General features: G+C 43.5%; 21 protein-coding genes and 1 riboswitch. Of the genes, 3 read left to right on the forward strand and 18 right to left on the reverse strand.

Going from position 1 to position 23,217, the window contains the following annotated elements:
* Positions 1-3: 3 nt before the first annotated feature.
* A complete protein-coding gene (locus ACFQV5_RS10695) occupies positions 4-1,794 on the reverse strand; it encodes an L-fucose isomerase (RefSeq protein ID WP_379246501.1) in 1,791 nt (596 codons plus the stop codon).
* A gap of 157 nt (positions 1,795-1,951) precedes the next feature.
* Here ACFQV5_RS10695 and ACFQV5_RS10700 point away from each other — a divergent pair, with 157 nt between their 5' ends.
* Entirely contained in the window at positions 1,952-2,815 is an 864-nt protein-coding gene (locus ACFQV5_RS10700) for an AraC family transcriptional regulator (RefSeq protein WP_379246503.1), read from the forward strand.
* Between the two features lie 74 nt (positions 2,816-2,889).
* On the opposite strand, the gene ACFQV5_RS10705 is transcribed toward ACFQV5_RS10700, so the two are convergent.
* The 11 genes from ACFQV5_RS10705 to ACFQV5_RS10755 form a co-directional block, all read right to left on the reverse strand.
* On the reverse strand, positions 2,890-3,900 hold the full coding sequence (locus ACFQV5_RS10705; protein WP_379246505.1) for an ABC transporter substrate-binding protein: 1,011 nt from the start codon (positions 3,898-3,900) through the stop codon (positions 2,890-2,892).
* Between the two features lie 117 nt (positions 3,901-4,017).
* A complete protein-coding gene (locus ACFQV5_RS10710; protein WP_379246507.1) occupies positions 4,018-4,992 on the reverse strand; it encodes an ABC transporter permease in 975 nt (324 codons plus the stop codon).
* A gap of 37 nt (positions 4,993-5,029) precedes the next feature.
* Entirely contained in the window at positions 5,030-6,526 is a 1,497-nt protein-coding gene (locus ACFQV5_RS10715; protein ID WP_379246509.1) for a sugar ABC transporter ATP-binding protein, read from the reverse strand.
* 180 nt (positions 6,527-6,706) lie between these two features.
* The gene (locus ACFQV5_RS10720; RefSeq protein ID WP_379246511.1) at positions 6,707-7,663 is read right to left on the reverse strand and encodes a substrate-binding domain-containing protein; all 957 of its coding nucleotides are present in this window, start codon (positions 7,661-7,663) and stop codon (positions 6,707-6,709) included.
* Positions 7,664-7,689: 26 nt separating this feature from the next.
* Positions 7,690-9,492, reverse strand: a complete 1,803-nt coding sequence (locus ACFQV5_RS10725; protein ID WP_379246513.1) for a cache domain-containing sensor histidine kinase — start codon at positions 9,490-9,492, stop codon at positions 7,690-7,692.
* Positions 9,489-11,102: a response regulator gene (locus ACFQV5_RS10730; RefSeq protein ID WP_379246515.1), complete on the reverse strand. Its 1,614-nt coding sequence runs from the start codon at positions 11,100-11,102 to the stop codon at positions 9,489-9,491. The genes ACFQV5_RS10725 and ACFQV5_RS10730 overlap by 4 nt, the downstream gene beginning before the upstream one ends.
* A gap of 40 nt (positions 11,103-11,142) precedes the next feature.
* Positions 11,143-11,547, reverse strand: a complete 405-nt coding sequence (locus ACFQV5_RS10735; protein WP_379246517.1) for a VOC family protein — start codon at positions 11,545-11,547, stop codon at positions 11,143-11,145.
* 91 nt (positions 11,548-11,638) lie between these two features.
* Entirely contained in the window at positions 11,639-12,028 is a 390-nt protein-coding gene (locus tag ACFQV5_RS10740) for a 2Fe-2S iron-sulfur cluster-binding protein (RefSeq protein WP_379246519.1), read from the reverse strand.
* A gap of 34 nt (positions 12,029-12,062) precedes the next feature.
* A complete protein-coding gene (locus ACFQV5_RS10745) occupies positions 12,063-13,010 on the reverse strand; it encodes an aminoglycoside phosphotransferase family protein (protein WP_379246521.1) in 948 nt (315 codons plus the stop codon).
* A 95-nt stretch (positions 13,011-13,105) separates the two neighbouring features.
* On the reverse strand, positions 13,106-13,579 hold the full coding sequence (locus ACFQV5_RS10750; RefSeq protein ID WP_379246523.1) for a C40 family peptidase: 474 nt from the start codon (positions 13,577-13,579) through the stop codon (positions 13,106-13,108).
* 3 nt (positions 13,580-13,582) lie between these two features.
* A riboswitch (cyclic di-AMP (ydaO/yuaA leader) is annotated at positions 13,583-13,715 on the reverse strand.
* 168 nt (positions 13,716-13,883) lie between these two features.
* Positions 13,884-14,213: a four-helix bundle copper-binding protein gene (locus tag ACFQV5_RS10755; protein ID WP_379246525.1), complete on the reverse strand. Its 330-nt coding sequence runs from the start codon at positions 14,211-14,213 to the stop codon at positions 13,884-13,886.
* A 206-nt stretch (positions 14,214-14,419) separates the two neighbouring features.
* Between ACFQV5_RS10755 and ACFQV5_RS10760 the strand changes: the two genes are divergently transcribed.
* Positions 14,420-15,490, forward strand: coding sequence for an Mrp/NBP35 family ATP-binding protein (locus ACFQV5_RS10760; protein ID WP_379246527.1), 1,071 nt, complete (start codon positions 14,420-14,422; stop codon positions 15,488-15,490).
* A 93-nt stretch (positions 15,491-15,583) separates the two neighbouring features.
* Here the strand turns inward: ACFQV5_RS10760 and ACFQV5_RS10765 are convergent, their stop codons facing one another.
* Entirely contained in the window at positions 15,584-15,820 is a 237-nt protein-coding gene (locus ACFQV5_RS10765) for a ferredoxin family protein (RefSeq protein ID WP_379246529.1), read from the reverse strand.
* Between the two features lie 179 nt (positions 15,821-15,999).
* On the opposite strand from ACFQV5_RS10765, the gene ACFQV5_RS10770 reads away from it, so the two are divergent.
* Complete coding sequence (locus tag ACFQV5_RS10770) at positions 16,000-16,854, forward strand: SDR family oxidoreductase (protein ID WP_379246531.1); 855 nt, start codon at positions 16,000-16,002, stop codon at positions 16,852-16,854.
* Positions 16,855-16,962: 108 nt separating this feature from the next.
* On the opposite strand, the gene ACFQV5_RS10775 is transcribed toward ACFQV5_RS10770, so the two are convergent.
* The 5 genes from ACFQV5_RS10775 to ACFQV5_RS10795 form a co-directional block, all read right to left on the reverse strand.
* Positions 16,963-17,724 carry a LutC/YkgG family protein gene (locus ACFQV5_RS10775; RefSeq protein ID WP_379246533.1) on the reverse strand — a complete coding sequence of 254 codons (762 nt, stop codon included), beginning with the start codon at positions 17,722-17,724 and terminating at the stop codon, positions 16,963-16,965.
* Entirely contained in the window at positions 17,717-19,231 is a 1,515-nt protein-coding gene (locus tag ACFQV5_RS10780; RefSeq protein ID WP_379246535.1) for a LutB/LldF family L-lactate oxidation iron-sulfur protein, read from the reverse strand. Before ACFQV5_RS10780 ends, ACFQV5_RS10775 begins: the two co-directional genes overlap by 8 nt.
* The gene (locus ACFQV5_RS10785; protein WP_379246537.1) at positions 19,228-19,953 is read right to left on the reverse strand and encodes a (Fe-S)-binding protein; all 726 of its coding nucleotides are present in this window, start codon (positions 19,951-19,953) and stop codon (positions 19,228-19,230) included. The genes ACFQV5_RS10780 and ACFQV5_RS10785 overlap by 4 nt, the downstream gene beginning before the upstream one ends.
* A gap of 116 nt (positions 19,954-20,069) precedes the next feature.
* Entirely contained in the window at positions 20,070-20,846 is a 777-nt protein-coding gene (locus ACFQV5_RS10790; protein WP_379246539.1) for a DeoR/GlpR family DNA-binding transcription regulator, read from the reverse strand.
* 195 nt (positions 20,847-21,041) lie between these two features.
* Positions 21,042-23,111 carry a bifunctional aldolase/short-chain dehydrogenase gene (locus ACFQV5_RS10795; RefSeq protein ID WP_379246541.1) on the reverse strand — a complete coding sequence of 690 codons (2,070 nt, stop codon included), beginning with the start codon at positions 23,109-23,111 and terminating at the stop codon, positions 21,042-21,044.
* Positions 23,112-23,217: the final 106 nt, after the last annotated feature.

A 23,217-nucleotide genomic window follows, 5' to 3' on the forward strand; every position in this document is an offset into this window, starting at 1 on the left:
TGATTATTTATATAATGGACCGAAGTTTTGGCATGCCCGGAAATCTGCACTTTCTGCATGATCTGTACCGAACATTCCCCATGCTCTTGGACGGAAAACCTTCTCGGCTGGAACATTGTGCATATTAACAGGAATTCGAAGGATGGATGCTAGCGTGATCAAGTCTGCTCCAATATGACCATAGCTGATTACCCCATGATTCGCTCCCCAATTGTTCATCACTTCATAAACGCTAGAAAAAGCACCTTGGCCCGTAATATTCGGTACAAACCATGTTGTAGGCCATGTCGGATCGGTACGCTTATCAAGCGTGTCATGCACGTGCTCCGGAAGATCTACGGAATAACCCTCAGCGATCTGAAGTACCGGACCGAGTCCTTTGACCATATTCAGACGGGACATCGTCATAGGCATACCGCCACGAGTTAAATAATCGGTTGAGAAGCCGCCACCTCTGAAATATTCCACAGAAGCTGGTCTCCATTGTGTAGCCTTTAAAGTTCTCTCTACTTCATCATCGGTAATTTCCCAGAAAGGCTTCATGACAGGTTTACCGTCACGTTCCTGTTCCCCTGTGCCATCGAGTGTTGCAGAACCCGAATTGATAAGGTGCAGAACTCCTCCCTCTGCAACGCCTTCCAGCTTATATCCGGTTACGCGCTCTACCGCTGCCGGACTCCAGTATGTTCTAACATCAGCGAAAATCTGCGCCGTGTTTGTCAATAATTGACCGAAGAGCATGTTTACACCGTTTAAGCTATCGTTTTCTGTAGCTACGATATACGGGGAACGCTTGCCATTCCAATCGAAGGATGAATTCAGAATGGTTTCCAGGAAGTCACCATTCGGCGCATGGTCTGTCCATTGTCTCTGTCCCTGAAATCCGGATGCAATGGCAGCGTGGCCCTGCGCTTCTTCCTCGAAGCCAAGCTCTGCCAGACGAGGATTTCCAATCATGAGATCGCGTGTAATCAGCGTCATTTTGACAACTGTTTCCCATTCCAGATCCTTGCGCTCCCGACTGGATTGCAAATGCTCAGGATTGTTATCAGGTCCCTCTTTGCAGCTTTCCTTCACCCATTTTAGCGCTGTTTCATATTCCTCCGGATCATAGATACCTTCTTCCAAACGACGTGTAAACTCACTCATATCTACATATTCATTACGCATGCCGAGGTATTCTTGAAAGAACGAATCGTTTACGATCGAACCGGCTATTCCCATAGATACAGAGCCCATCGACAAGTAAGATTTGCCACGAATTTGAGCAGCAGTCAGACCACTTCTCGCAAAACGAAGTAATTTCTCCTGAACGTCATCCGGAATGACGCTATCTCCCTCATCTTGAACGTCCTCACCATAAATACCGAACGCAGGAAGTCCCTTCTGAGCATGAGCAGACAAAACGGCTGCCAAGTACACAGCACCTGGACGACCGGTGCCATTAAAGCCCCAAACAGCCTTCGGCAAGGATGGATCCGTATCCATCGTCTCCGTACCATAACACCAGCATGGTGTAACAGTAATCGTCAAACCAACTTCAGAATTCTTGAATTTTTTCGCTGCTGCAGCTGCTTCTGCCACACCACCGATGCAAGTATCCGCGATGACACACTCTACAGGCTCGCCGTTCGGATAGCGGAGACTATCCGATAGCAGCTTCGCAACAGCCTTTGCCAGATTCATCGTCTGGTCTTCTAGCGACTCTCGTACCCCTTTTCTTCTTCCGTCAATCGTTGGCCGTATGCCTATTTTAGGAAATCCATCTTTCCATCTGTAATCGCTTTCAATCATATTCTATTACCTCCTTTAGTTACTATCTTTACGTATATTCTAATGAGGTTTATACCAGCGGATAACCCACTATATTGTTGTTTCTTGATGGCAAGACAGCAATATAGTGAAGATTATTATATAATGAAGCTATCATAGGATTTTGGAGGGACATCTGGTGCCTAAAATCGAAATACCTTACAGCAAGAGTGATCAATTCAGCTTTAAACGCAATCCAGAACTTTTATTTGCCGGTCAGGTTATAGATGAATCTTTTTTCTACGGTCCTCCGCAAATTCATGATTACTGCGAAATTATATACATCGTCGAAGGAAGCGGAGAGTTTATGATTGGAGGCAAAACCTATGAGCTTCACCAAGGGGATGTCGCCGTATATAACCCGGGCGTGCCTCATGAAGAGCATTTTAGAGCATCCGGTCCCATAAAAGTTATTTACTGTGGTGTAGATAACCTTCATATCGACGGTGTTCCGCAAGGGATGCTGCTTCCACCCTATGTTGATCCGGTTATTTCTTGTGAGAAATATGCATATAAAGTTGAGAGCTATCTCTCAGAGATATTACAAGAGTGCGATTCTCAGGTCCTGGGTTATGAGACACTAAGCACGAACCTGCTCATGTCTCTGATTACGGTCATCTACCGGATTGTGGATGTGAAGCATCAATTTCAAGAACTTAAGGGAAAGAATGAAATCGCGCTACGTACCAAGCAATTCATTGATAAGCATTATACACAGAGCATCAGCTTGAAAGACATTGCTGATACGTTATATGTTAGCCAGCACTATCTGTCCCACCTGTTCAAAAAAGAGACTGGAGATTCTCCTTTTAATTACTTGATATCCCGGCGAATTGAAGAAGCTAAGCGACTTCTCACAAACACCAATAATCCCGTGCACGAAGTGGCATCCCAGGTAGGGTACGGGAATGAGAAGTACTTCTCTATGCTGTTCAAGAAGGTAACAGGACAGACTCCGAGCTCCTTCAGGGATCAAGAGCGAGACATTCAATTCAAGAACTAAACACCAATCAAAAAAGTCGATTAGAAAAGAAGACATTTTCTTTTCTAATCGACCCGATTTCACCTAAGAAACTACTATTCGTAAATAACAGCCTTAATCTCATCACTATCAATATTGTTCTTGTCGTACCAGTAGAATCCAGTATCGATAACTGGCTCAATCTTCTCACCCTTAATCGCTGCGACAGCCGCCTTTACCGTTTCATAACCAATACCAACTGGATTTTGAGTAATCGCTCCTGCCATGCTACCATTTTTAATCGCATCGATTTGTTGTTTACCTGAATCGAATCCAACAACCGTTATCTGTCCTTCCTTCTTCAACTCCGCAACAGCATTGATCACACCAATCGCTGAACCTTCGTTAGCTCCGAAGAAGCCCTTAAGATCTGGATGCGCTTGCATAATCGCTTTGGCAAGGTCAGTCGATTTCAAGTGGTCTCCCCCGCCATACTGAATATCTACGATTTGAATGTTCGGATATTTCTCTTCAATCTGCTTCTTGAATCCATCCCGGCGGTTAACTCCCGTTACACTCGTCTGATCATGGACGATCATTGCAATTTTGCCTTCATTACCAATCAACTCTGCCATCTTGTCAGCTGCCAGTGCAGATGCTGCCAAGTTATCTGTAGATGCTGTTGCAAGCGGGATGTCGCTATCCACTCCAGAGTCAAAAGCGATAACCGGAATGTTATTCTCCTTCGCTTTCTTCAAAAGTGGGATGGAAGCTTGGCTGTCAAGCGCTGCGAATCCGATGGCACTTGGTTTTTTATCAAGCGCAGCCTGCAGCATTTCAATCTGCTTATCCACTTGAGACTCCGTCTCCGGACCTTCAAAAGTAATCTTCACATTAAATTCTTTCCCTGCTTGCTCTGCTCCCGCTTTCACTGCTTGCCAGAATTGATGCTGGAACCCCTTCGAAACAATCGGGATGTAAATTTCCCCCGCTGCTTGTGCGCCTGATCCATTGTCGCTAGGGCTTGGATCACCGCCGTTTCCAGCATTCTTTGACGTCCCGCACGCTGCAAGCAGGCTTGTTGTTAACATAAGTACCATCGCAAGTATTGAAAGCTTTTTCATCATCCATTCTCCCCTTGTTTATGAAATGATTGCAATCTATAGATCCTCCTTCTTCAGGAAGCGTCTACCTAGTAAAGTGTTGCATTGGATTGAACTCGGAAATAAGTATAGATTTCTGTTCTAAGCTTTCCGGCGACGAAGGATATCAGCATACACTGCCAAGATAATAACGATCCCTACAACAACCGTCTGCCACTCTTGAGGAACAGACAGAATACGCAAACCGTTTGTAAGCACGCTCATGATCAATGCTCCGATAACCGTCCCTACAATCGTTCCTTTCCCCCCGCTTAGAGAAGTTCCGCCAATTACAACCGCTGCAATGGCTTCGAGCTCGTATCCCGCACCTAAGGCTGGATTCGCTGAATTGAGTCGCGATGCCATCAGTACACCAGCGAGCCCGGTAAAAGCCCCGGTCAGTGTATAAATGACGATCTTCCAATAGTTAACGTTAACACCGGATAAGCGCGTTGCCTCCTCGTTGCTTCCAAGCGCAAAATTGTATCGACCAATGATGGTTTTCGACAGAATGATATAACCGATGATCGCGGCGATGAAGAAGATAAGAACCGCATTCGGAATATCAAAGCCAGGTATCAAAAATCCGAGTATAGAACCTTGTGCAACCTCCATAAAAATCTCATCATCATTAAAGTAGATCGGCTTCGCTCCTGAGATAACCAAAGCTAATCCTTTAGCAATCATCATCATTGCCAGTGTTGCAATAAACGGCGGAATCTTGAGCTTAGCGACAGCGGTTCCGGAGAGCAATCCACAGAGTGCGCCTGTCAATATTCCTCCGGCGATCCCAAGCGGAACTGGTAAATCCCAGAAAGTGATAAATACGCCTGTCATAACCGCACTCAAGGTCATTACTGTACCAACGGAAAGGTCAATGCCTCCAGTGATAATGACGAATGTGGAACCGAGTGCCAGAACACCAATAACTGCGGTTGAGAACAAAATTCCGACGATGTTGGAGAATTGAAAGAAGTTGCCTGATGATAACGAAAATGTAACGATTAATACTACCAAGCTTGCGAGTGCCAATACTTGCTGAAGTGCTCCTGATTTTGACCTGAGTTTTATGTTCATTCCATATTATCCTCCTGACGTGAATTGTTCGGGTACCTTACATTCTTGCGGTCGCCAGGTGCATAATTTTCTCCTGCGTAGCCTCTTGGTAATCAAGCTCACCTGTTATGCGTCCTTCACACATCACGATGATCCGGTGGCTCATACGAAGTATTTCCGGCAGCTCTGACGAGATCATAATGATGGATTTCCCCTGCTCTGTCAGATCATTGAGCAGCTTATAGATTTCACTCTTGGCTCCCACATCGATTCCTCTTGTTGGTTCATCAAAGATAAGAATGTCGCAATCTCGGGTCAGCCATTTACCAATAACCACCTTCTGCTGATTGCCTCCAGAGAGAAATTTAACTTCCTGATCGACATGCGGTGTTTTGACCTTCAACTTGTCGACAATCTCTTGTGTCGTTCTTCTGATCTTGGAGGAATGGATAAATCCAGCAAACTTAAATTTACGATAAGAAGCAATCACGACATTGGATTTCACATCCAGATCGACTACACACCCAAATCTCTTACGATCCTCTGACAAATAACCGATGCCTTGCCGAACCGCATCATGGGGTTCTTTAATGCTGACTTTTCGGTTATGTATCCGAATCTCTCCTGACTGGATTTTATCAGCTCCAAATATTGCACGAGCAAGCTCTGTCCGTCCCGCTCCTACCAAGCCGGCTACCCCAAGAATTTCTCCTTTCTTAAGCGTAAAATTGATATTATGAAGTGTTCTGCCACGATTCAACCCAATAACTTCAAGCACAGTTTCCCTATCATTCCTTGCATTCTCCGGTCTCGAAATATCATAAATTTGTCTACCGACCATCATCGATATAATTTGTTGATTCGTTACTTCTGAAGTAAGCGCCGTATCGATATAACGCCCATCTCTCATTACAGTGATCCGGTCTGTAATTAGTTTAATTTCATCCATCCGGTGTGAAATGTAAACGATTCCAACTCCATTCGAACGAAGCTGCCGGATAATCCTGAATAAATCTTCAATCTCGATCTCACTTAAAGCAGCAGTCGGTTCATCCATCACTAATACTTCCGAGTTAAAAGACAAAGCCTTAGCGATTTCAACCATCTGCTGCTTGGCTACAGTCAAATCCGATACCACTGTGGATGGATCCATGTCAAGGCTCATCATCTCAAAGAGCTGTAGTACTCTACGATGAAGTTCCTTCTCATCAAGAAAGAGTCCGAAGCCCTTCTTCGGTTCACGTCCCATAAATATATTCTGGGCAACCGTTAAATCATGTGAAAGATTTAATTCTTGATGAATCATTCCGATACCAATATCTTGAGCTGCTTTAGGATTTAATAATTCGATAGGCTGACCTTTATACAAGATGGAACCAGCATCCTTCTGATAAACACCGGTAAGAACTTTCATCAACGTGGATTTACCTGCACCATTCTCACCCATCAACGCATGAACCTCACCACTCAACAATTCAAAACGGCAATCACTTAGCGCCTGAACGCCAGGAAACCCCTTTTCGATCCCTGTCATAGATACTAGTACTTCTCCCAAGCTTCTCACCTCTTTGCATGAAGTCTGTATGAATCATTGTATTAGTCTCAAGGAATCCGAGGAATAGAATTTCCTCCTCTTCATGTTGAATATTCAACTATTTATATTAAATTAGTGCTTTCTGTCCCTTCCTTCTAGCCCAATGTGTTCGAATCATCGGATCAAACATCCCCAAAAAAACTACTCTTCCACAAAGGGAAAGAGCAGCTTTTGAGTTTCTTCTGTATACATATTATCTTTATTAATAACTACGGAGTCCGTAAAAATCTCGGAAGGAACCTTGTCTCCCTCCATAACGGACACCGCTGTTTTAATACCCAGGTAGCCTATACTGAATGGTTGTTGTATAACTATCGTTTGAAGGACACCTGCCTCAAGGAGTTTCACCTCTTCAATGGAGCTATCAAATCCGACAAGCTTAACCTTGCCCGCTAGCCCAAGTTCTTGAATCGCCCGGCCGGCCCCCACTGTAGAAGGCTCATTCAGACCGACAATGCCGTCGAGGTCATTACGTTCTTGAAGAAGCTTTTTCGTAAGCGTGTAAGCCGTCTCTACCATGCCCTCACTATAATAGGTTCCTACAATTTCCGTGCCTTCTCGCTCCTTAAGAATACTTCGAACGCCGTGCTCCCGATCGATCTGTGTAGATGCTCCTTGCACATAACTTATAATAGCCACCTTGGCATTCACCGGAAGCAAAGCAGCCAGTTCTCTTCCTGCCTTTTGCCCGGCATCGATATTATCCGTAGAGATCAGGCTGTGCGCAAAATCACCATTGATATCCGAATCAATCATTATTAGGGGAATTCCCGCCTGCCTGATCTTCTTAGCGATGGGTACGAGACCGTTGAAATCACCCGCCGCCATAACTATCGCATCTGGCCCCTCTAATAGTGCGTTTTCTAACATCGAAATCTGTAAATCGACTTCTTTCTCCTTGGGTGGACCTATAATTGAAGTTTCTACACCAAATTCCCTCGCCGCTGTATGCACCCCATCAGTTAGAACTCTCCAGAAATCTATTTCTTTCGTCGCTTTGACTGCTACGATGATCCTCTTTGGTTCTGATGAAGAATTGTTTCCCCACAGATTCACAATAACAAAACCCAGCATACCCAAGGCCAGAAGTGACAGCAATATATATCGTACTTTGATCGAACGTATCAGGCTGACTCCTCCTCACTCTCTTTCTTCTCATCAAAGTAAATGGCAGGAATCGTCACAATGGCAGTCGTTCCTTCATTCACGACACTTTTATAAGATAATCCATAATTCATTCCAAAATACAGCTGAATACGCTGATGTACATTAGCGATGCCGACACCCATCTTAGACTCCTGCGTTTCCGTAGAATATAGAATTGTACGTATTGTTTCTTCATCCATTCCGATTCCATCGTCGATAACACGGAGTTCTATATCATCTCCGACCCGACTTACGTAAATACGAATCATACCCCTTCCTTGCTTATTCTTGATACCATGATATATAGCATTTTCTACAAGAGGCTGAAGCAAGACCTTTAATGTCATATAACGTTTGAGAGATGGATCAAATTGAACGGTATATCCCATCTTATCCTGATATCTCATCTCTTGGATCTTCAAATAACTAGTAATATGTTCGATTTCTGTTGCAATGGGGATTAATTCTTGACCTTTACTAAGAGAAGCCCGGAAGAGCTTGGCTAAAGCGGAAGTCATGAGAATAACCTCATCGTGCTTCTTGCTCTCAGCCATCCAAATGATAGAATCGAGTGTGTTGTAAAGAAAATGCGGATTAATCTGCGCTTGCAGTGCATTCAGTTCACTCTTACGTTTAACTTCCTGTTCAACCACGATTTGGTGCATTAATTCTTTAATTTTCATCATCATTAAATTGAAGCTTCGGGCCAAGCTGGATATTTCCTTCGAGTGCCCGACAGGGACCCGAATGTCGAAGTTCCCTTTCTCTACCTCATTCATATTTTCCTGTAATCTTTTAATAGGACGTGTCAGATTACGAGAAATAAGATAGGAGATCATCACACCGACCGCGATACAGAACAAGCCAGCAACTGCAAACGATAGTTTCATTTGTTTTTTGTTGTCTACCAGCTCATTCTCATAAAACACCCCAACAATCTTCCAACCGAATCCCGAATCCTGAATCGTATAAATTCGACTAACCCCGCCTTCTTCTGTAACAAATCCACCCGTGGTTTCCTTCATCACACGATCAATTTCCTCCGTCTTCAGATTGCTGTAGAGGAGTTGCTGCTGAGGATGATAGACAATATTCCCTTCGCGATCGACCACGAACACATAACCTCTGCTGCCCAGATCCAATTGATTTAACATATCATTAATAACCTTGAAGTTGAGATCAATGAGTAATATGCCTAGTCCTTGAGAACGATCAATGCCACGAAGTTCCCGGCTCAGGGAAACTACCCATTGATATTCATCTTTGATCACCGGCTGTACATGCGAGGAGGAAATAACAACCTGTCCTGAAGCTTCCTGGGCCTGCTTGTACCAGAACTGTTCCGATGGAGGACTGTTTGGATTCAATTGCACGCCTCTACGGTCCGAGATAAATGATCCGTTATATCCGAAAATATTAACGGATGTAATATCCTTTCGAGAGACAAGGATTGAGTGGAAGTATTCAGATATTTTGTACTCGAGCGCAGACAGATCTTCCGGAGGAAGAGATTTACCGTATGTTAAGTAATCCCGAACATCGGGGTTGTTCATTGCTGTAAGCGAAATATCCTTCATACCTGTGATGTACGTCTGGATGTTCGCATTTACTTGATTAATTAATTCGGTGGTATAACTCTCTGCAGTCTCTCGAACTGCAGATTCTGACAGTCGATAGGAAATAAAGATAAGCAGCAAAGCTGTCAATAGTACTAGCATGACAAAAGTGCCTGCAATACGGGATTGGATGCTCTTTATTTTCACCTGACGCCATATCTTCATGCTCCGTCAACCATCATCTTCTGGCGGTATTCCGTCGGTGTATCCCCAGTACATTTCTTAAATAGTACACTGAAATACTGAGCATCCTGATAACCGGTTTTCGTAGCAATTTCGTACGTTTTCAAGGATGAATGCTTCAATAGTTCTTTGGCCTTTTCCATTCGATATCCCGTGACATATTCTACAAATGTTTTTCCTGTGTGTGCTTTAAATAGAGAGCTGAAGTAACTCGCACTCATGAAAATCCGACTGCTGACCATCTTGACGGATAGCTCGATATCATCATAATTATGATGAATAAATTGTACCGCCTCCGATATTTGGTTGCGCGATATGTTTCTACGTGTTTCAGCAACTCCAATCATCGCTTTTCCGCACATATCCTTAAGCCAAAATTCAATCTCTTCTAATGAACGAAACGAGTAAAGTTCAGTTAAGAGACGAGTCTCTTTTCCAAACAACTCTGTCTCATTACAGCCGATCTCCAGTAAAGCCTGGAGAACAGCCAGCATCGTACGCAGTACTCGAACATAGCATTGCTCAATTGATATGGAGGCATTTTGGAGTTCGCTAATGATCCTACCAATAGAGCGATCCACATCCTCAGGTGACCCTGTCTTAATCGCGGAAATAAGCGAATTCTCCGATTCTGCTCCATCATATAACGGCTTAGAGCGCCTGTTCTCCAGATCTGATATACTCACAACTTGGTCGCTGCCAATCAATAAACGATATTCGAGTGCAGCTACAGAGGCACGGCACGAATGCCTTATGTCTTTCAGTTCACGACAGATCGTACCGATTCCAACACTTACCGTAACTGATAAATACCGCTTAATTGAAGCACGAATTTCCTCAGCCCGTTCTTGAGCAAGGGTGTAAATCTCTTCTTCACCTGAACCGGACAAGATCGTTATAACCTTGTTCCCTTTATACCGGAATACAGCTGAATCTGGTTCTTTGTCCATAATCTCCTGAATGATATTGTAAACAGCAAACGAATAAAGTTCATTGTCGGTACCTTGATCCTCAGAAGGCCACTCATCCATATCCGTAGCTATAGTTACGAACAATGGACCAGATAACGGAATCTGAAAATAAGCCATTTTGCTTCTAATTTCCCATTCATTCAGAGCCATGGTGGCCATCCGTTCAAGAAATCTTTCTTTGAGTAGTGGGAGACTCTCATTCAATTGCTGCTTTAACCGATTTAAATGTTCAAGATGTCCTCGCTCTTCGTCCATTTGAACTTTCAGTTTGTCCAACACCTCACGAAGTTCCGCAGATGTAATCGGTTTCAAAATAAAATCAGTCACTTGAAGCTTCACAGCTTGCTGTGCATATTCGAAATCGTCATAACCTGTCAGAATGATCATCTTCGTTCCTGGATAATGTTCCGCAACATGCCGTGATAACTCCAGTCCATCCATAAAAGGCATATATATGTCGGTCATGACGACATCCGGACGAAAGTGGGCAATCATTCCTAACGCCTCTTGTCCATTCTCGCTAACACCAACACATTCAAAACCATGGTCCGCCCAGCTAATTCGATTGCGGATACCTTCACGGACGATTGGTTCATCATCAACAATTATGATTTTATACAATTAATAACACCCCCAAGCGATCTACATTGTCTGTTATTAACTATTCCCTGCATACCATCAGTGCATTTCCATCTGGATCTTTAATAACAAACCATGGGTCTTGTTCATTAACTGTCATAATACTCACACCCTTCGCTCTGGCATAGGACAAGGATGCTTCCAAATCTTTCGTAAGCAGCATGAAGGCAGGAGTGGCAATTGGAGGCGCTCCACTTGGCTCCTTCCCACCCCACATTGGCATGGTGTCCAAAATGATCCCTGTGCCCTGCATTGGAAGAGGACATAAATGTCCATTTAAGATTTCGCATTCATTTGAGTCAATTCCAAGAAGCTGACAATACCAGTCACGAGCGTGCTCAATATTTTTTACAGGAACAAAAACGCTCCCTATCTTGTTCTGAATCGGGCTTGTTGAACCTGGGGCATTTGGGTTCGAACGGTCCATGATTTCCCTCCTAATGTCTTATCATGTCATGATATAAAAAAACCGGAAAACCTGATCACAGGTCTCCGGGTAGTGTCATGATGAAAACTCTTCAAAAATATGGTGCGTGCTTAATCGAGGTAACGCCAATCTTCTCAAATTTACTCTGGCAACCCAAACGGTACCCCTCATCAATCTCTTCGGGATCAAGCCGACTCTCTTCGGCTTGATTCGGTATAGACAAGTGTTCTAACCCTTCACTAACATGGCAACGACAGCGGGCACAGGTCCCTCTCTTGCAAAAGGAATTCCAATCCACCTCATTCTGTTCTGCGAGTTCCAGTATTGTCATACCGATCACTGGGGCTACGTATTGCTCAGTATTTCTTCCTCTTAGCATTACAATCTTCTCTTCTGAACTTGCTTCCATATTCGGAACAGGTGTTGAGGAAACTTCGGACAAGACCTTGTTCTTCTCCCGCCCTTTCCAGAATTTGAACACGCTGCATTTCCCTCCTCTATCTGACATATGACATTTATGTACTCAGGGAATTCGGCATAAGATGCTTATGAATCAATCTCTTAAACTCGTAAATATCAGATAAACTTCCGATCTCTTGTTCTGTATACTTCTCATAGATTGATTTCACGAAATTCGCTCCATAATCATGCAGCATCGTTCCCGCAAATAATCGCTCAATAAACTCATTATACTTCATATTGAGTCCTTTAATAAACTGTTCTACTCCTTCGATGTCACACCGCAGCAGTTCAAAAATAATGGGAGGATACTCATACTCTATCGGTGCAATAGTACTATCGGCAAAGTCAATAATATAAATGAATTCATTCGAGTCAATCAGCACATTATCATCTGTAAGATCACCATGTACGTGAACGAAAGTTTGTATCTCATATCGATTCAAAAATTCTGCAACCTGTAACCTTACTTCTGGAAGTAAGATATTCCAACGTTCATTATAAACAGATCTCTCGATGATAACCGCAGGACTAAACTCTTCATCCGGTTCGGTGTTCAGCTTCTCCATATCAAGCTGCAAGCGTTCTATAAAGACACTTTTCTGCTTCATTGTAAATGAACCTAACACATCACCAGCACTGTCTCCCTCAATATAATCCATAATGAGATATTTAAATACATATTTATCAACGATTTCACCAGTAGCGACAATGGACGGCGTACGAACGCCTTGATGAATCGCTCTTTGCATCGAAGCCTGTTCGGCCGTATAGTCCTGATCTGTGTTTAGGCCCGACTCGGTTGGGGCGAAAATCTTAATCACATAACTTCCAACTTTAAACACGGCATTGGTCCCCGGCTTCAAATGAGAGATATGCTCCGCCCCGAGCAAGTGTTCATTGGTAAATATCTTTTCTATTAGAGGTCTGAAGTCTTCTATGGACTGATAGACAGCTCCCCAAGCATTCCAATTGTTAATCGTTTTTTGAAATAGATATGACATCGCTTTCAAGACCTCCGAGTTCATCGCCTTTCTTTACATCCTATCATATAACAAAAAGCCCACGAATTCATCGCGGACTTCTATTATTGTAATTATTAATTTACACTTCCGACCATCTGAGCATAATTTTCTTGACTGATAACTCGACGAGCGGTTACATAACGATTCTTATAGTATGATTCAGACAACTTACTGATTCTTACACCTCTACTAGTGGAAGCATGTGCAAATTGATCATTTCCGACATAAATTCCTGCATGAGAAATTCCCTTGCCACTCGTATTAAAGAAGACTAAATCTCCGAGTCGAAGATCATCTTGATCCACATGAACACCAGCTTTAGCTTGTGAAGCAGAAGTGCGCGGTAAATCCAGATCATATTTGTTGAAAATGTACAAAATAAATCCGGAACAATCAAACCCGCTTTCAGTCGTTCCTCCCCACTTATAAGGAGTTCCAACCAATTGAGTTACTTGACTTTGTAGCTTCGCCTGATCAGCATATGCTGTGAAGGCGCCAGAAGAAAAAATAAGTGCAGACCCTAGCAATGATAGTATGACTTTCTTCAAAACACTTTCTCCCTTCGGTGCCTACGGAGTTAGCTAAGGGTTCGGCTGAAGGTCCCCTATATTCCCTCTACATCAAGAATAATTCACCCGGATCGGTTCCCCCGTTTTCAAAAACGAAATTCGGCAAATTCATTAAATTTTTGTAACCCTATCATAGGTTAATATATTTTGGCTAGATTTGTCAATGACATAGTGACAAAAATGTAATTTTTATAATAAAAATAGTGTATATCTTAAGATCACATATCAAAAAAACAGCCGGGATATGTCGGCTGTTTTTTTCGACCTACTATTATTTGCTATATTAAGCTGCCATTGCACGGCAAGCTTCAGCACATTTAAAACATGCTTCAGCGCAGCGCTGACAATGCTCGTGATCATGTTGCTTACACTCATTACCGCATTTCTCGCATATTTCAGCACATGCCTCACAAATTTGTTTGACATAAGAGCTATTGATTGACATCGCATGAGCTGCAAACGCACATAAATCAGCGCACTCCCGATCAAGACGAATGCAATCCTTCATCATCTTCATATCTTCTTCTTCTAGACAGGCGGAATAACAATGATTACAAGCCTGCATACAGCGTAGACATTCATCGATACATTTTTGCATTTGTTCATGTGACATTGTTAGTTCTCCCTTCAGAGTCGTAATTCACCTTGTTCAGCAAGGCTATATATTAATAACCACATTTTGTGTGGAATCTGTGTGGAAAATAATAGTTTTAGTTTTTTTCAAGAATATCCCCGTGTGAGCTCGTGTTGACTAGCCCTCACACATTCTTTACACTGAACAGAAAATCCATATTCAAGAAGGAAGCATAGAGGTGACTTATGAATAGAGAAATATTTGAACGTGAAATAACAAGAATTCTAGAACCCAATCTTAACCTTCCCTTGATTCAGATAGGATTAATCCGTGATGTTATGCTGAAAGATAATAAGGCTGCTATGACTCTTATCGTAACGGAACAAGATCAAGCAGAAGGTACAACAGAAACTCTGAGAAAGCAGATTGAAGGGCTGCTTCGGACCATCGGTATTTCAGATATACATATCCGGATCAAGATTGTAACGAAAGAGGAGAAGCATAGCATTACTACAAGGGCACAAGAGATGAATCAAGCTCAGCAGACGCCCGCTAAAAAACCTGCTGCACCAAATCCATTTCCTATAAGTCCAATGATCGCTGCAGGTGTAAATTTCATTGCGGTTGCAAGCGGGAAAGGTGGTGTAGGAAAATCAACTGTTACCTTGAACCTCGCAAAAGCATTACATAAAGCTGGTAAGAGAGTTGGGATCATTGATGCTGATATTTATGGCTTCAGCATTCCTGATATGATGGGAATTCACGAGAAGCCGGAACCTACAAACAACCGTCTTACTCCTCTGATAATGAATGGAATCCAAGTCATCTCTACCGGATTTTTCACAAAAGGGAATGATCCTGTGTTATGGCGGGGTCCACGCCTTGGAAGAATGCTGTCCAGCTTCTTGAATGATGTAAGGTGGGGCTCACTGGATTTCATGCTTATTGACCTGCCGCCTGGAACAGGTGATATCGCTTTGGCTATTCATCAGATGATCCCAGAATGCTCAGAAATCATCGTCACAACACCGCAATCAACTGCCGCGGTCGTTGCAGAACGTGCTGGGCTAATGGCACTCCAGACCAATCACCGAATTATTGGGGTTGTGGAGAACATGTCTTTCTACGAAGACCCTTCGGGAAATAAACATTATATTTTTGGTCGAGGTGGTGGAGAAAAATTAGCTGATCAGCTTAACACCTCTCTTCTCGCACAGATCCCAATCATCCCGGATGAACAACAACCAACGAAACCTAACCTTCTCGAACGAATCTATGATAATATAGCGATTCACATTATTCGAACTTTTCAATAATATGCGAATAAACAAAAAAACACCCTTCCGGATAAGATATGCTGGGACATAAACAGCATCTATCAGGAAGGGTGTTTAATATAATACGATATATTATTTGTTTTTATAATATTCAACAGCCTTCTCGTAATACGGCTTCTCTTCTTCTGGCAAATCATCGATATAAAATACTGCTGTCACCGGACAAGCCGCTTCACAAGCGCCGCAGGAAATACAAATATCCGGGTCGATATAGAACTGGTCTTCTCCTTCTTCAATGCAATCTACAGGGCATACATCGACACATTCCCCTGCCTTTTCATCTATACAGGCCGATCCTATAACATACATGTAATAATCCCCTCTCCGCTATTCTAATCTAATCTAGCTTCATATAATAATACATCAAAACAATCAAAGGAAGGATAAAAAAACTCATTTTGCAGTTATTAAACATAAATATAAAATAATTATCCGTTTCATTCATACCATTGTCAATATGGTTTTATTGATCTGAGGGGGCATGAATAATGGGACCGTTTACTAAAGATTTGTTAAAAGACAAAACTGTGCTGATTACGGGAGGCGCTACTGGGCTTGGCCGTGCTATGGGTGAGAAGTTTCTAGAACTGGGGGCTCGACTTGCGATCTGTGGACGGCGCGAAGACGTGCTTAAGACAGCAGCAGGTGAAATGAGCACCTTAGGACAAGAAGTATATTACAAGAGCTGTGATGTTCGGGATCCAGATCAAGTCCATAAGCTGGTAGATGCGGTTGAACAGCATTTCGGTAATATTAACGTCCTCGTTAACAATGCTGCGGGTAATTTCATTAGTCCTACGGAACGACTGTCCCATCGAGGCGTAGATGCAGTGCTGAACATCGTGCTTCACGGTACCTTTTATATGACGTTAGAAATAGGTAAGCGCTGGATTGAACAAGGTGTTTCCGGAACAGTACTTAATATCGTCACAACCTATGCTTCAACAGGATCCGGTTATGTTGTCCCTTCTGCAGCCGCAAAAGCAGGTGTACTCGCCTTAACTCGCTCCCTTGCTGTAGAGTGGGCTCGGTACGGCATACGGCATGTCGCGATCGCGCCCGGGCCGTTTCCAACGGAAGGAGCATGGTCCAGGTTATCTCCTACTCCGGAATTCGAGGAGAAGATGATCAATCGTGTACCTCTTGCCCGAGTAGGCGATAAAGAAGAACTAGGCAATCTGGCCGCCTACCTTATATCCGATTACGCCGGTTACATTAATGGAGATGTTATTACAATTGATGGAGGTGAATGGCTCCAAGGTGCTGGTCAATTTAACGAACTTGCCGAAATCACTGCAGAACAGTGGGATGAACTTGGTACACTAACACGACGTGGTAAATAGATGGCTTCATTTGCACATAATGAAATAATCCCTACCCATCAACAAACCTCTTTCTCAAACAACCTAAAATTACAGGGATGAGAAAGAGGCTATTCGATGAATATATTCCTATTTAATAAGATTTGGGATTGGTTTAAAGTCATCTACAATAAGTGCGTATACAATACCAGGTCCATGAACACCAATCGTTAAATCATTCTCAATATCGGCAGAGCGACTAGGACCCGATATGAAATGAATACCGGCAGGGAGTCTTTCATTTTCATTACCATCGAAATGCACCAGAATTTCTCCAAGTCGTGTCATCAACCGTTCAACAGGAATAATTGCAATAAGTACCGTTGGCAGCAGACTAACAGATCTCCCTTTTGTAGGAGAGGACGTAACGACCATTGAGCCCGTATATGCTGCAGCATAGTCTGCAACAACAATCCCGAAATCTGCTTCTGCTGCTTTAGAACGCAAATTCGTCTCAGCGGTATCACTCCATACCGTGATTTCAGTATTTGGAAGATCACTCTCCAGATTTAGCCAAGCAAGCTCTTCTTGATTTTGACGTATAATTCGGCTTGCTCTCATCTCTGCTGCTTTTGATGTAATAAACTGTCTCACATTCTCCATATCTGATAAATGAACTACATGACCGCCTGCAGCTTCTATATTTAATGTAAATTGATTCATACGCTCTTCAGGAGTCCATGTAAACTCTTTCCAGAAGTCCGGAGCTCCACGGTAGGGGTGAGCTGGCTTCTCAAGCACACGCGGCCTATTCAGCTTGCTTGCGATCCCATTCATAAATGATTCTTGCTTCTTCTTAGACTTCAACTCTAGCTCAGCAAGCCACTCCTGATGAGATTGTTGTTTACTCATGCTGCCCGCCACCCTTTCCTCTGTCATCTAAGATTTGCTTCAGCCTCTTAACTGTTCCCGCTTCCATTTCCTTCATTCCATGTCTAATCTCTTGCTCAAGTGTTGGCCACTGATCCCGAAAAGACTCTTTAGGCAAACTTGGTGTAACACGGTACGAGTTCCAGCCTTTTAGCGGTCCGACTTTCGTTCGGATTTCTCCATCGCGAACAACTAGCTTCTGACCAATCTTTCCGATTCTTACCACTGCTCTAAAGCGTTTAGAATTCCCCATTACCGCAGCAAAACCCGTCATTCCAGCTCCCTCTAGTCTATTCCCTCTTCCCGCCTCTACTTTGCGCCGACGTAGAGATACTAGCATATCGTGGAGAGGGATTTTCACAGGACAAGCTTCATAACAAGCACCACATAGACTTGAAGCATTCGCGATATCATCCCATTCGGCGACATTCTTCTTCAGTGCTGGCGTAAGAACTGCTCCAATTGGACCACTGTAAGTGCCTCCATATGCGTGTCCCCCAATCTGACGGTAGACAGGACATGCATTAAGACAGGCGCCGCAGCGAATACAGTTAAGAAGCTCTTGGAACTCAGGATCTCCAAGCTGCAGTGAACGCCCATTATCAATGATGATGATATGCATTTCCTCTGGACCGTCTCCATCTTGCTCTCTTCGTGGTCCCGTAATTCCGGACATGTATACTGTCAATTTCTGACCAGTTGCTGAACGAGGAAGTAACGTTGCCATAACTTCAAGATCGGACCAGGATGGAATAATCCGTTCCATTCCCATCAGTGTAATTTGTGTCTTAGGCAGAGTAGTTACCATTCGACCGTTGCCTTCATTTTCGAACAAGACCATTGAACCCGTTTCGGCGATTGCAAAATTACAGCCTGTCATTCCAATATCCGCGTCCAGAAATTTCTCTCTGAGTTTATTTCTCACGAATCCCGCCAAGATGGATGTATCTGGCGGAAGAGTTTCTCCCGCCTCCTTCGATAACAAATCCGCGATCTGATAACGATTCTTGTGAATAGCAGGAATGATGATATGCGAAGGGGTCTCGTCGGCAAGTTGAATAATATACTCTCCTAAATCCGTTTCGATAGCTTCCACGCCAATCGATTCAAGTGCCTTATTGAGATGCAATTCTTCTGATACCATGGACTTTGATTTCACGACCGATTTAGCCGACTTCCGTTCAGCAATCTGGAGCGATATGTCCACAGCTTCTTCTGCAGTATCAGCAAAATGAACATGAACCCCATTAGCTCGGGCGTTATCTGCGAAAAGATTCAAGTAATAATCAAGATTAGCAATCGTATGCAGCCGAATTTGTCGTCCACGTTCTCGCCATGTATCCCAGTTTCCGTGATCTGAGGATGCCTGTAATTTTCCATTCCGCAGCCTTTCGGTTGTAAATCGTACAGCACTTCGCAAGAAATCATTGTTTAGTGCCAGACGAGAACGTTCTTTGACATTCATTTTTTTCGAACCTGCTCCACTCATGCCTTCACCCCTTCATATAGAAGCTCGGCTAAATGCATTACCCTTACTTGCTCACCGCGATACCTGAGGTTCCCAGCAATATTCATTAAGCACGCCATATCAAGACCGACCAATACAGATGCTTCAGTCTCAACGACATGATCTGCTTTCTCAGTAACCATAGCTCCTGAAATATCCGCCATCTTAACAGCGAAAGTACCGCCAAAGCCACAGCAGTCTTCTGCAAAAGGCAACGGTACAAATTCAAGCCCCTTAACCTGCTGGAGTAGCTCCATCGGTTCGTCCTTAATTCCTAACAGACGACTGCCATGACAGGATGGATGATAAGTTACTTTATGTGGAAATGTCGCCCCAAGATGAGTTACACCAAGAACTTTGACGAGAAACTGTGTGAATTCATAAGTTTTCTGTTGTAAATCCTTGGCCTTTTTCAAATAAATAGGATCTTCCTTAAACAAATCTGTATAGTGATGGATCATATAAGTGCAGGAACCAGAAGGAGAAACGACAAAGTCACTATCCTCAAAGGCATCCAGGATGGTCTTCGCACTTTTCCGCGCCTCATCCCAATAACCGCTATTGTAGGCAGGCTGTCCACAGCAAGTCTGAATATCAGGGAACTCCAGTCTTACACCATAACGTGCCAAGAGCCGAACCATTGCCTCAGATACTCGAGGAAACAATGCATCACTTAAACATGTTACAAACAAGGATATCTTCATAAGTAGCACCCCGCTTACTTTTCAGTTAGACATTACATTTTAAGAAAAAATAGATTGTCGGTAGCGTTTACACAATGGTTAAAAAGAACCCCCGTAACCGGGGGTAGAGGTTCATTCTAAACGGAGATCACCTTGATCCCTCGCTTGATATATGGTTCTGCATCTTCTGACGAAAGACGCTGATCGGTAATAATTGTTTCAACACGTTCAAGATCCGCTACTTGAGTAAAAGCTTGCACACCGAATTTACTTGCATCTGCTAGAAGGATTACCTGATCCGCCATTCCGATCATTTTATGTTTAATTCTCGCTTGAAGCTCGTTGGATTCGCTAAGCCCTCTCTTTAAATGAATCCCTTTAAAAGATAAAAATGCTTTATCCACATGATATGAATCCAATGAGCGTTCAGCTAACGGCCCCACAAAAGATAATGAACGATGTGCCATTATGCCACCGGTGGTAATGACCTCAATCTTCTCCTTACCGGCAAGCTCAGCCGCAACTTTGATAGAATTGGTCAATACCGTTAAAGGATAATCAGGGATCAGACGTGCCATATACCATGCAGTGGAGCTTGCATCCAGTAAAATCCGTTGATTCGGCTCAATCAGCTTTACAGCTTCTTCAGCAATCCGTTGCTTCTCTTCGGAGTGCATAATCTCACGTTCTGTAAAAGGGACTTCAGGTTGTGAACGCCATGAAAAAGGTTGATCTTTAACACTAACCGCGCCTCCGTGAGAACGGCGAAGACGTTTTGAATCCTCTAGACGGTCTAAATCCCGGCGAATGGTCTCCTCCGTCACCCCGCAAATCTCACTTAACTCGGTTACCCGGATACTTCCTCTTTCGTTGACCAACTGTACAATTTTTTCATAACGTTCCGCAACCAACATAAATCTCTACACCCTTACTATAATATTTTTGGAGTCAAATTAATGATTTGACGAATTCCTTCATAAGTCACAAGTCACTCTGTCTTTTGTTATGGTTCATATACTTTAACTCCTATTGAATGCCTTATCAACCTAACATTCTTAACCATTTCGAGAAAGGAAGTTATTAAACCTCTTTCATTCAAATATTGGTTTTTATCGAGTGAATGCTGCAGGGACCCCTCCGTCAATCGTAAGCATACAGCCTGTCGTCTTTTCGGAACGCGAGGAGGCAAAGAATGCGATGCCTTCTGCAATATCTCTTGGATAGATATTAACAAGCAGTGTTGTCCGCTTACGGTAATATTCTTCAAGCTCATCCGGCTCAATACCGTAAGCAGCAGCGCGTTCATTACGCCAATTAGAATTCCAGATTGCAGAGCCTTGCAGGATCGCATCTGGAAGAACTGTATTAACACGAATACCGAATTGGCCGCCTTCGGCTGCAATGCAGCGCGCCAAATGTGCTTCCAGTGCTTTCACAGAGCTGTACGCAGACGCATTCTTTCCTGCATAGACAGAGTTTTTAGAACCAACAAATACCATGCTGCCTCCAATACTTTGCTGCTTCATAATCTTGAACGCTTCACGTGCCACCAGGAAATAGCCCGTTCCGAGAACGTTCATATTGAGGTTCCATTCTTTCAGTGTTGTTTCATCAAATGGGCTGGATGTTGCCAAGCCTGCATTGTTGACGATGATGTCGACACCACCATACGTAATAGAAGATGCCTGATAAGCCGAGTATACCGCTTCTTCATCTGTCACATCCATTTTAACAGCGATAGCCCGGTTTTCACCGTACTTCTCATTAATTTCTTCTGCTACCTTCTCTGCACCTTCAAGATTCAGGTCAGCAAGCACAACATGCGCTCCGTCAGATACGAGTCGGCGTGCTGTCTCACTACCAATGCCACCGGCTCCCCCGGTAATAAAGGCAACTTGACGGGAAAATTCAGCTTCCTTCGGTGCCAAGGTCAATTTATACAGCTCCAAAGGCCAATATTCTACATTATAAGATTCGTTCTCGCTCAGTGAGACGAACTTCCCAAGTGCCGTTGCTCCACGCATAACCGCTATCGCCCGGTGATAGAGCGCTCCACTCACTTTCGAGTTCGACCAACTTTTTCCTGAGTTGATCATACCCACGCCTGGAATCAGTATTACCCGAGGAGCAGCTTCAAACATCACATCTCCCTCATGCTTGTTACGGTCGAAATAAGCTTGATATTGTTCTTTATATGAAGAAATGCCTTCTTGAAGCTTCTCCTTCAGACCTTCCACATCGTCGGCATCAGGGGTCCAATCAATAAAGAGAGGCACCATTTTGGTATGTACGAGATGATCTGGGCATGCTGCACCCACTTGTGATAATTCAGCAGAATCTCTTCCACCAACAAAGGCCAGGATATCTTCCTCATCATCGAAGGATAGAATCATTTTCTTCACGTCGCTGACTGCACCCCGAACCGATGGCATCACCTCTGCAGCAATACGTTTGCGGACTTCCTCAGGAAGGGCTTTATGCTTCACACCACCAAATAATTGATCCTGTTTAAATTTACTTTCAATAAAAGCTTCTGCTTCACTAATGATCTTGATCGTTTGGGCATAGCATGCTTCTGATGTATCCCCCCATGTTACAAGTCCGTGTTTCTCCATAAGAACCAGTTCAGCATTCGGGTTACTCAGAACACCTTCAGCAATCATTTTTGACAATGTGAAGCCCGGTCTTACATACGGAACCCATACATAACGGTCACCAAAGATTTCCTCAGCTAATTCTCTACCGTTGTCTGCACAGCACAGGCTGATAATAGAATCGGGATGCGTATGATCGACATGTTTAAACGGAAGGAAGGCATGGAGTAAGGTTTCAATGGAGGCTCTTGGATCTTTTGCATCAATCATACAGTGTGCCAGGTACGCTACCATCTCTTCGTCCGGCATGGCATCACGTTCAAACAGCGGTCTGATATCATCCATCCGAAGCCCGGTGAAATTGCCCGCTTTCATCGAAGCAAGGTCTGATCCGCTTCCTTTAACATACATTACTTCCACATCACGTCCGCGGAAATCCTTCACTGTTGTTTTGCTAGATGTGTTACCACCGCCCCAGTTACAAACACGGCGGTCTGCACCAATAATATTAGAGCGATATACGAGTTCATCCAAGGTGTTATTCGCCTGATCAGCTTTTGTTTTGTCCCACAAACTTTGAACCATGAAACAGTCTCCTTCCGAGATCGGATAATTTTGGATTATACCAATTAAAAACATAATAACATGCCCGTTTATGATTGAATACACTTATTTCAAAAATAAACGGGCA

This window comes from Paenibacillus sp. GCM10028914 (genome assembly GCF_042666275.1).
Lineage (GTDB): Bacteria > Bacillota > Bacilli > Paenibacillales > Paenibacillaceae > Paenibacillus_AQ.